The sequence below is a fragment of the Streptomyces coryli genome, from assembly GCF_011044975.1.
In the GTDB taxonomy this organism is placed as follows: domain Bacteria; phylum Actinomycetota; class Actinomycetes; order Streptomycetales; family Streptomycetaceae; genus Streptomyces; species Streptomyces coryli.
Genome location: NZ_JAAKZV010000006.1, coordinates 89,787 through 100,545 on the forward strand (window position 1 = coordinate 89,787; position 10,759 = coordinate 100,545).

At 72.6% G+C, this 10,759-nt stretch carries 11 protein-coding genes; 5 read left to right on the forward strand and 6 right to left on the reverse strand.

The window, feature by feature from the left end:
- Positions 1–18 precede the first annotated feature (18 nt).
- Positions 19–1,794, reverse strand: coding sequence for a substrate-binding and VWA domain-containing protein (locus G5C51_RS03285; protein ID WP_240929348.1), 1,776 nt, complete (start codon positions 1,792–1,794; stop codon positions 19–21).
- 160 nt (positions 1,795–1,954) lie between these two features.
- Here G5C51_RS03285 and G5C51_RS03290 point away from each other — a divergent pair, with 160 nt between their 5' ends.
- Positions 1,955–2,740, forward strand: a complete 786-nt coding sequence (locus G5C51_RS03290) for a CPBP family intramembrane glutamic endopeptidase (RefSeq protein ID WP_206313352.1) — start codon at positions 1,955–1,957, stop codon at positions 2,738–2,740.
- On the opposite strand, the gene G5C51_RS03295 is transcribed toward G5C51_RS03290, so the two are convergent.
- Entirely contained in the window at positions 2,737–3,540 is an 804-nt protein-coding gene (locus G5C51_RS03295; RefSeq protein WP_165231252.1) for a PhzF family phenazine biosynthesis protein, read from the reverse strand. The two genes, G5C51_RS03290 and G5C51_RS03295, sit on opposite strands and share 4 nt — an antisense overlap.
- Positions 3,541–3,654: 114 nt before the next feature.
- On the opposite strand from G5C51_RS03295, the gene G5C51_RS03300 reads away from it, so the two are divergent.
- Positions 3,655–4,248 carry a PadR family transcriptional regulator gene (locus tag G5C51_RS03300; RefSeq protein WP_165231255.1) on the forward strand — a complete coding sequence of 198 codons (594 nt, stop codon included), beginning with the start codon at positions 3,655–3,657 and terminating at the stop codon, positions 4,246–4,248.
- A gap of 70 nt (positions 4,249–4,318) precedes the next feature.
- On the opposite strand, the gene G5C51_RS03305 is transcribed toward G5C51_RS03300, so the two are convergent.
- On the reverse strand, positions 4,319–4,885 hold the full coding sequence (locus G5C51_RS03305; RefSeq protein ID WP_165231257.1) for a DUF4232 domain-containing protein: 567 nt from the start codon (positions 4,883–4,885) through the stop codon (positions 4,319–4,321).
- A 126-nt stretch (positions 4,886–5,011) separates the two neighbouring features.
- On the opposite strand from G5C51_RS03305, the gene G5C51_RS03310 reads away from it, so the two are divergent.
- Both G5C51_RS03310 and G5C51_RS03315 read left to right on the forward strand, forming a co-directional pair.
- A complete protein-coding gene (locus G5C51_RS03310) occupies positions 5,012–6,001 on the forward strand; it encodes an EamA family transporter (RefSeq protein WP_165231259.1) in 990 nt (329 codons plus the stop codon).
- A 155-nt stretch (positions 6,002–6,156) separates the two neighbouring features.
- Positions 6,157–7,128: an EamA family transporter gene (locus G5C51_RS03315; protein WP_165231261.1), complete on the forward strand. Its 972-nt coding sequence runs from the start codon at positions 6,157–6,159 to the stop codon at positions 7,126–7,128.
- Here the strand turns inward: G5C51_RS03315 and G5C51_RS03320 are convergent.
- Both G5C51_RS03320 and G5C51_RS03325 read right to left on the reverse strand, forming a co-directional pair.
- Positions 7,117–7,761: an FMN-binding negative transcriptional regulator gene (locus tag G5C51_RS03320; protein WP_165231263.1), complete on the reverse strand. Its 645-nt coding sequence runs from the start codon at positions 7,759–7,761 to the stop codon at positions 7,117–7,119. The two genes, G5C51_RS03315 and G5C51_RS03320, sit on opposite strands and share 12 nt — an antisense overlap.
- Before the next feature lie 2 nt (positions 7,762–7,763).
- Entirely contained in the window at positions 7,764–8,444 is a 681-nt protein-coding gene (locus G5C51_RS03325; protein ID WP_165231265.1) for a pyridoxamine 5'-phosphate oxidase family protein, read from the reverse strand.
- Between the two features lie 36 nt (positions 8,445–8,480).
- Here G5C51_RS03325 and G5C51_RS03330 point away from each other — a divergent pair, with 36 nt between their 5' ends.
- Positions 8,481–9,812 (forward strand): aminotransferase class I/II-fold pyridoxal phosphate-dependent enzyme, encoded by a 1,332-nt coding sequence (locus G5C51_RS03330; RefSeq protein WP_165231267.1) that lies wholly within the window; start codon positions 8,481–8,483, stop codon positions 9,810–9,812.
- A 42-nt stretch (positions 9,813–9,854) separates the two neighbouring features.
- Here the strand turns inward: G5C51_RS03330 and G5C51_RS03335 are convergent.
- The coding region (locus tag G5C51_RS03335) for a DMT family transporter (protein ID WP_165231269.1) at positions 9,855–10,759 on the reverse strand (905 nt) is incomplete at its 5' end.

A 10,759-nucleotide genomic window follows, 5' to 3' on the forward strand; every position in this document is an offset into this window, starting at 1 on the left:
CGCGGCCCGAAGCAGCGGCTACTCCTCTTCCTTCATCTTCGTGCCCGCGTCCATCACGGCCTTGAGGATGACGGTGTTGATGTCCGCCGGGTCGTTCACCTGGTACGAGCCGCCGCCGGCCGCCCGCGCGATGCGCTTGCACGCCTCGCCGTCGGCCTCCGGGCCGATGGCGATCACGATGGGGATCACCGGACGCTGCGGGTCGACGGCCTTCTTCAGCTCGTCCTTGAGATCGGCCTCGGAGATGGAGCCCGGGTCGTCGTTCGCGCCGTCCGTCAGCAGCACCACGGCGTTGAACTTGCCGCTCGCGTAGCCCTCCACCGCCTTCTTGTACGCGGCGAGCATGGTGTCGTGCAGCCCGGTGGCGCCGTTCGGGACCGGTTCCAGGCCGCCGTAGGCGGCGGTCAGCCGGTCGCGCTGGGTCTTGCCGCCCGAGGTGGCGTCGGCCAGCCGGCGCGGCGGGGCGACCTCCTCGTAATCCTTGGCGCCGTCCAGGCGGGTGGAGAACCGCCACATCCCCACCTCGTCCTCGCCGGTGAACTGCGAAAGACCCTGGATCAGCGCGGCCTTCGTGATGTCCATCCGGTTCTGGCCCGGGCGCCCCGACACGGGCGCGGTCATCGACCCGGACACGTCCACGACCGTCATGAAGCGGGCGCTCTGGACCGTGATGGTCCACATGTTCAGCACCTGCCGGACGCTGCGGTACGGCGGCGGGCCCGCCGGGTCCTCGGTGATCGGCTGCGGCTCGGCGCCGCCCGCCGTCTTCGCCACCTGCACGTCGTCGGCGCCGTCCGTGGTGCGGAAGCCGTGGTCGTGCAGGGCCTCGCGGGTCTGCGCGTCGCCCATGAGGGTGAGAAAGCGGTTGGCGGCGCGGCTCTGCTCGGTGGTCTGGCCCTCGTCGTCGACGATCGTGTACGGGTAGTCGAGCGCCGCGGTGCCGTCCTTGGGGTAGAAGAGGTCGAGGCCCGGCGCGGACCCCTTCTTCTTGTTGTGGCTGAAGGCCGCCTGTTCGGAGAGGATCAGCGCCTGATTGCGCTTGGGGTTGCCGAGTTCGGCGGCGGTGGAGTCGTGCGGGAGGCTGGCGAGGACCTCCTCGTCGCCCGGCTGGATGCGCTGGGAGAGCTGCTTCGCGGTGCCGGAGGCGAGGGTGCCGCCGCCCTTGGTGCCGCCCGTCGACTTGGTGATGTAGGTGAGCGCCAGCAGCCCGGTCGCACTGCGCGCCGGGTCAGCGCTGCCCACCCGCAGCTCCTTGCCGCCACCGGCGGTCTTGGCGAGGTCCTTCCAGGAGTACGTCTTCTTCGGGAAGCCCATGCCCTTGGCCGCCGGCGGCACCGCCGCCAGGGCTATCGGCGAGGACGCCACCTGGCCGACGCCGTCCACCTGCACGCCCTTCGGGGAGGCGGCGACGGTGTCCACCCACAGCGTGGAGTCCGGCAGCCATACCTGCACGTCCGGGGTGGTGCCGCGGCTGAGCTCGTCCGCCGTGTCGCTGGACGCCTCCGACTTCACCCGGATGTCCAGGCACTTGCCGGCGGTCTTGATCTTGTCCTCGCGGGCGCGCTCGGCGGTCTGCTTCGCGACCGGGGCGATGTCCGGGGAAGCGGCCACGTTCAGCCGCAGCCTGTCGCCGTCGCAGTTGCCGCCGAAGAACGGCAGCATGCCGCTCCGCGCGGCCACCACGGTGCCGGCGGTGACCGCCAGCACCAGTGCCGTGGAGATCGCGATCGTGCGGCCCCCCACGCCGCGGCGCTGCACCGCCCCGGTGCCGTACTCGTCGAACTCGTCAGGCATGCTGTGACGTCCCATGCAATCCGTCCCCCGGGCCCTTTCCAGCCATGTGGCTCGTAACTCTTTTCGAGACCCTAGCGGTGGCGTGGTGCGTATGAGGAGGGGTTTCGGCAATCTTGCCGACGGGCGTCCGCATCCTGGACGAGGAGTGAAGATCGAGCCGATGACGGGAGCGGAGACACAGGTGGAGCCTCGCGAGCGGCGGCTGTTCGGCTACGAGACGGTGTTGGTGCTGGCGTTGTCGCTGGGTGCCAGCGCGGTGTCGGCGCTCATCAGTTTCATCGGCTCGGTGACGAAACCGGGCGGGCTGAAGGACCAGTCGGCGAACCTCAACACCTCCGCCGCGCCCGGCCGTCCGTGGCTTGATCTGTCCTGGCAGCTCTTCGGTGTGACCACGGCGCTGGTGCCGGTCGCGCTGGTGGCGTATCTGCTGGTCCGCGAGCATGCCGGGGGTCTGAAGGCGGTCGGCTTCGACCTCACCAGGCCGCGCTTCGACCTGGGTTGGGGCACGGCGATCGCGGCGGCGGTGGGCGGCAGCGGGCTGCTGCTGTATCTCGGGGCGCGGGCCGCCGGGTTCAACCTGACCGTGGTGCCGGAGTCGCTGCCCGACGTGTGGTGGAAGATCCCGGTGCTGATCCTCTCCGCGGTGCAGAACTCCGTGGTCGAGGAGGTCATCGTCGTCGGCTATCTGCTGCGCCGGCTCGGGCAGCTGGGCTGGACGCCGATGGCCGCGCTGGCGGCGAGCTCGCTGCTGCGCGGCTCGTATCACCTGTATCAGGGCATCGGCGGGTTCATCGGGAACGCGGTGATGGGCGTGCTGTTCGTGCTCCTCTATCGCCGGTGGGGGCGGGTCGGCCCGCTGGTGGCGGCGCATGCCCTGATCGACATCGTGGCCTTCGTCGGGTACGCGCTGCTGGCCGGCAAGGTGAGCTGGCTGCCGACGGGCTAAGGGCGCGCGAGCAGTTCGCCGTCGATGACCGTGACCGCGCGTCCGGTGAGTTCCACGCGCTCGCCTCGCAGCTTGGTGCCTACGAGGCCTGAGCGGGCCGAGGCCTGCAGGCCGGTCAGTTCGTCGCGGCCCAGGCGGGCGGACCACAGTGGGGCGAGCGCGGTGTGCGCGCTGCCGGTGACCGGGTCCTCGTCGATGCCCTGAGCGGGGTCGAAGAGCCGGGAGACGAAGTCGTAGCCGGCGGCCGGGTCCTTCGCGGCGGCCGTGACGATGAGGCCGTACGGGGCGAGGCGGGCCACGGCGGCAAGGTCCGGGGCGACGGAGCGGACGGCCTGCTCGTCGCTCAGCTCCAGCAGCAGGTCGCGGATCCCGCCCCGGCATGCGTACGCCCGGACCGGCTCGGCGCCGATCGCTTCCTTCGCCTCGGCGGGGACGGGGGCCGGGGTGAGCCGGGCGACGGGGAAGTCGAGGGTGTACGCGCCGTCGGCGCGCGGGATCGCGGTCAGGATGCCGCCGCGGGTGCGGTAGCTGACCGGGGCGGACGGCGCGATGACGTGCGTCGTGGCGAGGGTGCCGTGGCCGCAGAGGTCGACCTCGCAGGCGGGGGTGAACCAGCGCAGCGCCCAGTCGGCCCCGTCGTCCAGCGGGTGCGCGAAGCAGGTCTCCGACGCGCCCACCTCGGCCGCGACCCGCTGCATCCAGGAGTCGGGCGGGAAGGCGCCGCCGTCGAGGAGCACGACTCCGGCGGGGTTGCCGGTGAAGGGCCGGTCGGTGAAGGCGTCGACGATCCGTATCCGCATGTCAGGAGCTTATGCGGCGGGGTGCTTGCGTTCATATCGTTACCGATATATCGTTGAGGCATCGCGAGTGATACGCGACAGATCAACGAACACATTGAGTGATAGGAGAGAACCATGCGAGCACATGGACACGGACACGGATTCGGCAGTGGTGAATTCCGGCGCGACGTGCGCGAGGCCTTCGGTCCTTTCGGGCCGCCCTTCGGGCCCTTCGGCGGGCCGGGCTTCGGCGGCCGCGGCCGCGGCGGGCCGCGCGGGCGGGCCCGCAGGGGTGACGTCAGGGCGTCGATCCTGGCGCTGCTCAAGGATCGGCCGATGCACGGCTACGAGATGATCCAGGAGATCGCCGAGCGCAGCGGCGGCGCGTGGAAGCCGAGCCCCGGCTCGGTCTACCCGACGCTGCAGCTGCTCGAGGACGAGGGCCTGATCACCAGCGCGACCGAGGGTGGCAAGAAGCTCTTCTCGCTGACCGACGCGGGCCGCACCGAGGCCGAGCAGGCCCCGGAGGCGCCCTGGGAGGCGGCAGGCCGCGGCGTCGACTGGGAGGCCATGCAGGAGATCGGGCAGGCCGGGATGGCCCTCGCGGAAGCGTTCCGCCAGGCCTACACGACCGGCACGCCGGAGCAGCGCGAGAAGGCCCTCGCGGTCGTCAACGAGGCGCGCAAGAAGCTGTACCTGATCCTCGCCGACGAGGACGGGGACGCGTGAACGACCGGCCGAGAGCCGGGGCGAGGAACACCCGCCCCCGGCTCTCGCTCTTTTGGATAGGGTCCGCGCCTCAGTCGCGCGGACCCCAGCCCTCCCGCAGCGGCCAGGCGTCGATCCGGCCGCAGTTGCAGACCTCGCCCGCCACCCACGCGACCTCGAGCCGGGTGCGGCTGTCCGGCGGGATCACCTCGAGCCGCTCCGGCTCCGGCCGGCAGCCACCGTCCACCGGGTCGGCCTCGCCCGGGACTTGCGAGGTGTGCAGGCCGCTCCAGGCGGAGTCGCCCGGCGTGAGGGTGAGCTGCTTCGGCGTGCGGGAGCGGTCGCGGATGACCATCGTGTGCAGATTCCGGCCGTCGGCGTCGACCAGCTGCAGGCCCGGCCAGCCCTGCGTACGGCAGCTGTGTCCTGAGGTGTTGGTGAGGACGAGCACGGTGTAGCGGTTGCCGGCGGCCGGGTTGAGCTGCCGGAGCGAGGCCGAGAGGTCGGACGTGGCGCACCAGGGGGTGCCGTCCGTCCCGTTGGCGGCCATCTGTCCCTGGCCGTCCATCCGGCTCCCGGCGGTCTGCGCGCATCCGGACGCCAGTAAGCCCGTCGCGGCCAGTGCGGCGAGGGCGGCGCGGGTGCGGTTCGGCTTCATGGTTCACCACCCAGACGTATGTCTTTTCCGGATATCTGCCCCTTTCTATGGGCAAGTACGTCGCCGGAATGTCTGTCATGAGCTACCCGCGTGACACTCCTGTCGTGGCGATGTCAGGATGTGCCCATGCACATGGCACAGGGGAGGGGCGCCGGGCTCGGTCTCGCGCTCACAGCGGCAATAGCGTTCGGTGGGTCAGGAGTCGCGGCCAAGCCGCTGATCGAGGCGGGTCTCGACCCGCTGCATGTGGTGTGGGTGCGCGTGGCCGGTGCGGCCCTGGTGCTGCTGCCGCTGGCCTGGCGGCACCGCAATCTGCTGCGCGAACGGCCCGCTCTCCTCGCCGGCTTCGGCCTGCTGGCCGTCGCCGGGGTGCAGGCCTTCTACTTTGCCGCCATCTCCCGTATCCCGGTCGGGGTGGCGCTGCTCATCGAGTATCTGGGACCGGTGTTCGTGCTCGCCTGGATCCGCTTCGTACAGCGGCGGCCGGTGTCCAAGGGCGCCGCGATCGGAGCCGTGGTCGCCATGGCCGGACTCGCGTGCGTCGTCGAGATCTGGGCCGGCCTCGGCTTCGATGCGCTCGGGCTGCTGCTCGCGCTGGGCGCGGCCTGCTGCCAGGCCGGCTTCTTCCTGCTGTCCGCCCAGGGCGGGGACGGTGAGGACGCACCGGATCCGCTCGGCGTGATCGCGTACGGGCTGCTCTTCGGCACCGTGGTGCTGACCGTCATCGCCCGCCCCTGGCAGATGGACTTCGCACTGCTCGGCGGCAGCGCGGACATGGGCGGTACGCAGACGCCCGCGTGGCTGCTCGCCGCCTGGATCGTGCTGGTGACCACCGTCGTCGCCTACCTCGCCGGAGTCACCGCCGTGCGACGGCTGTCGCCGCAGGTGGCGGGCGTGGTGGCGTATCTGGAGGCGGTCGTTGCGACCGTGCTCGCGTGGGTGCTCCTGCATGAGCACCTGTCCGCGCCGCAGATGCTCGGCGGCGTGGTGGTGCTCGCCGGCGCCTTTATCGCGCAGTCGGCGACGCCGCGGGCTCCGGCCGCGGAGCCGGTGGCCGGGGCGCGGGCGGAGGGGCCGGAAAAAGAGACGTTGCCGCAGCCCACGGCCAGGCCGTAGGGTCGGCCTCATGCCTTTGACGCTCGTTCTCCCGCCCCCCGCCGCGTAAGGCGGGCCGCACCAGGAAGCCGCCGGGGCGCAGACCGCCCCCGCGCTGGTTGCCGCTGCCCGCACACGGGACCAGCCGACCACTTCCTCTTGCGCGGAGAACCAACGTGTCTGCAACACCCTCTTCCCACCTGCCCGTGGCCCGTGGGCTGCTCTATCTGATCGTCGCCGGTGCCGCCTGGGGCACCTCCGGCGCGGCCGCCTCCCTGGTCTACGACTCCAGCGATCTCGGCCCCATCGCCCTGTCCTTCTACCGCTATCTGGGCGGCCTAGCGCTGCTCCTGGCGGTACGGAAGGTGGGTGCCCGCAAGCGCCAGGAGCGGGCGGCCGCGGCGGCCGACGAGCCGCGCCGCCGGCGGGCGGTGCGGCTGACCGTGACCGGGCTCGGCATGGCGCTGTTCTGGACCGCCTACTTCGGCGCCGTCGACGTGACCGGCCTCGCCGTGGGCACCGTCGTCACGCTCGGCACCGGACCCGTCCTCATCGCGTTCGGCGCCCGGCTGTTCCTGGGCGAACGCCTCGGCCGCGGCGGCCTCGCGGCCGTCGGCTGCGCCCTCGCCGGGCTCGCGGTACTGGTCCTCGGCGGCGACGCGGCGAGCGTCAAGCCGCTCGGCATCCTCCTCGCGCTGCTGTCGGCCGCGGGCTACGCCTCGATCACGCTGCTCACCCGCCGGATGGGCCGCGCGGGCGGCACGGACGCGCTGCAGACCACCCTGTGGTCGTTCGTGATCGGCGCGCTGGCGCTCACGCCGTTCGCCGTGGCCGAGGGGCTGCTGCCGCATGCCGCCGACCTGGGTCGGGTGATCGTGCTGCTGATGTACGTGTCGGCCGTACCGACGGCGCTCGGCTACGCGCTGTACTTCGCGGGAGCCGCGGTCGTCCGCTCCACGACGGTCTCGGTGATCATGCTGATCGAGCCGGTCAGCGCCGCCGCGATCGCGGTCGGGCTGCTGGGGGAGCGGCTGACCGCGGCCATGCTCGCGGGCACGGTGCTGCTGCTGGCCGCGGTCACCGCCCTGGCCTTCGCGGAGGCACGGACGGCCGCCGCGGCCAGGAACTCGCTGCCGTCATCCGTGTGACGGCTGCCCGAGCCGGCGCATGACGTGCTCCCGGGCGGCGGCATCGAGCGGAGCGCCGCGCTCCGCCAGCCGCCGCCCGATCCGCTCGCGCACCGGCTCGGGCTTGTGCGACGCGTACTTGAACTTCGCGCGCACCCCGGTCACCTCGAGCCGGATGCCGCGGATCCTGGCGAGCATCCGGCCGTACGGGTCGGCGCCGGCCTCGATCGGCGCGTGGTCGCCATCCGGCTGGAAGTGACCGACCTGCCGACGCAGCAGCTCCGCCTTGCCCCCGGCGTCGTCGACCAGCCGGGCGGTGCAGCGCAGTTGGACGGCCGCGTAGAAGCTGGTCGGCACGCCGTGCTCCGGCGGGGCGTCCTCGGCGGCCTGCCACGGGCCGGGGATGAAGGCGTAGTCGTCGACCACGCTGAGCAGCACCTCGGGCGCTTCCGCGAGGGCGTCGCCGAGGGGGTTGGGGCGGGCGATGTGGGTGACCACCTCGCCGCGCTCCGGGTCGTACGCGAAGTGCAGCGGCTGCACGAGGGGCGGCTCGCCGGGTGGGCCGTTCACCGCCAGCTGGCCGAAGTCCCGTGCCGCGAGCCACTGCTGCCATTCGGCGTCGTCGCGGGGCTCGTCCCAGGGGTGGATGAGCATGATCAGCTCCGGGTGGCGAGGAAGTCGGTGATGTGCGCGGGGACTTCGGTGCCGGGGGCGAGGCGGTCATCCGGCTGCGGGGTGCCGTACGCGGTGCGGACGGGGATGACGCCCGCCCAGTACGGGAGCTCGTAGTCCTCCGGCTCGTCGTTGACGCCACCGCTGCGGACCTTGGCGGAGACCTCGTTGAGGTCGATGGCCAGGACCGCGGTGGCGGCCAGCTCCTTGGCGTTGGCGCCGCGGGCGCCCTCGGTGCGGTCCGGGAGGACGTGGTTGACGAGCGCGTCCACGGCCTCGCGGCGGGCGTCGTCGCCTATGACCGGGCGGGCGGTGCCGTGGACGACCACCGAGCGGTAGTTGATCGAGTGGTGGAAGCCGGAGCGGGCCAGCACCAGGCCGTCGACATGGGTGACGGTCAGACACACCGGCAGGCCCGGGTCCTCGGCCTGGCCGGCGGCGCGCAGCGGGCGGGAGCCGGTGGAGCCGTGCACATAGAGCGTCTCGCCGACGCGGCCGTAGAGGGTGGGCAGCACGACGGGGGCGCCGTCGCGGACGAAGCCGAGGTGGCAGAGGTAGCCCTCGTCGAGGATCGCGTGCACCAGTTCCTTGTCGTACGACGCGCGCTCGCGGGCCCGGGTGGGGACGGTGCGGTCGGTCGGCGTGTAGCCGGCGCTGCTGCTCATTGGTGCTCTCCATTGTATTAGTGCATACTGTTCTTTGTGCTAGGAGAGTATCGGATCAGCGGGCGGCGCGCAGCAGACATTGCGGCCGATGTCGAGGCGGCGGTGGGTTCCGGGGCGCTCAAGCCCGGTCAAGTGCTGCCGCCCATGCGGGAGTTGGCGGCCGAGCTGGGCGTCAATCCGAATACGGTCGCGGCCGCGTATCGCACGCTGCGGGAGCGGGGTGTGATCGAGACGGCGGGGCGGAGGGGCAGTCGCGTACGGCCGCGGCCGCAGACCACGGCGCGCGAGCAGGTGGTGGTCGAGGCGCCGCCGGGGGTACGGGACGTCGGCAAGGGGAACCCGGATCCGACGCTGCTGCCGCCGCTCGCCGATGCCCTGGCGGCAGCAGCCGCACGGGCGGCGGAGCGGCCGGTGATGTACGGGGCCGCGGCGGTGGCGGAGGACTTCGCGGCGGCGGCCCGGGCCGCTTTCGATGCGGACGGGATTCCGGCCGGGCCGGTCGCGGCCGCGTCCGGCTCCCTCGATGCCATCGAGCGGCTGCTCGCCGCGCACCTGCGGCCCGGTGACGCGGTCGCGATCGAGGACCCGGGCTGGGGCTCGCTGCTCGACCTCGTGCCCGCGCTCGGCCTGAAGCCGGTGCCGGTGGCGCTCGACGACGACGGGCCGCTGCCCGCGGACGTGGAACGGGCGCTCGGCGCGGGCGCCCGCGCGCTGGTGGTGACCGACCGGGCGCAGAACCCGACCGGCGCGGCGGTGAGCGCCGCCCGGGCCGCGGAGCTGCGGGAGGTGCTGGCCGCGCATCCGCGGGTGCTGGTGATCGAGGACGACCATGGGCACGGCATCGTCGATCTGCCGCTCCATCCGCTGGCGGGAGTCACCGAGCACTGGGCGTTCGTGCGCTCGGCGGCCAAGGCGTACGGCCCTGATCTGCGGGTCGCCTCGCTCACCGGCGATCCGGTGAGCCTGGACCGGTTCTCCGGGCGGCAGCGGCTCGGTCCTGGGTGGGTGAGTCACCTGCTGCAGGACGCGCTCGTGCACCTGTGGCGTACGGGCTCGGTGGACCCGGCCGCGGTCGCCGCCGCCTACGCCGTACGCCGCGACCCGCTGTTGGCGGCGCTCGCCGAGCGGGGGGTCGCGGCGCACGGCCGCAGCGGGATGAACGTGTGGATCCCGGTGCCGGACGAGACCTCCGCGGTGGCCCGGATGCTCCAGGCCGGCTGGGCCGTGGCGCCCGGGGCGCGCTTCCGCATGGCGTCACCGCCGGCGGTGCGGGTGACCGTATCGCCGCTGGTCGCCGACGAGCTCGGGCCGCTGGCGGACGCGATCGCCGCGGCCGCGACGCCGGGTGCGGGGCGGCGATACGTATAGCGGCGGTACGTATAACGGCCAGGTCTGTCGCGCCTGTAACGGCTAGGTCCGCCGCGCCCTGCCCTTGAGCTGTGTCAGTGCCGCACCCGCCAGGATGATCGCGGCGCCGACCGGCGTGTTCCAGTGCAGCGCCTCGCCCAGGAGCGCGACGCCCGCAACCGTCGCGATCAGCGGCACGAAGTACGTGACCATCGTCCCCGTCGTCGGCCCGACCTCGGCGACGATGCCGTACTGCAGCAGGAACGCCACGCCCGTGCCCAGCGCGCCCAGGGCGAAGATCGCCAGCAGCGGCACCATCGGGTAGCTGTGCGGCACCGACGTGAACGCCGCGGTCGCGATGACCAGCTGCACCGTGCCGAGCAGCAGCTGGCCGCCGGAGAGCGCCAGGTTGGAGTGCCCGGTGGCGGCCATGTTGCGGCGGACGTAGAGCCAGCCGATCGCGTACGAGGCCGAGGCGCCGAGCGCCATCAGCACGCCCGCCGGGTCGTGGCCTGAGAAGCCCTGCCAGGCGCCGAGGACGACCAGCACGCCGGCGAAGCCGATGCCCAGGCCCGCGACCTTGCGCCGGGTCGGGCGGTCCTCGGACAGCGCCACGACGGACAGGGCCATGCCCCAGAGCGGGGTGGTGGCGTTGCAGATGCCGGCCAGCGACGACGGGATGGTCTGCTCGGCGTAGGCGAAGAGGGAGAACGGGAGGGCGTTGAGGAAGAACGCCGAGACCGACAGGTGCGCCCAGAGCCTCGGGGTCCGCGGGAGGCGCTCGCGCTTGAAGGCAAGCGCCGCCATGAGTACGGCCGTGCCGAAGACCATCCGCCCGAGGGTCACCTGCAGCGGGGCGTAGCCCTCGGTGCCCACCTTGATGAGGAGGAAGCTGAAGCCCCAGATCAGCGAGAGCACCGCGAAGCGGATGCGCCAGTCGACGGAGGGGCGGGGGGCGGCCGCTGCGG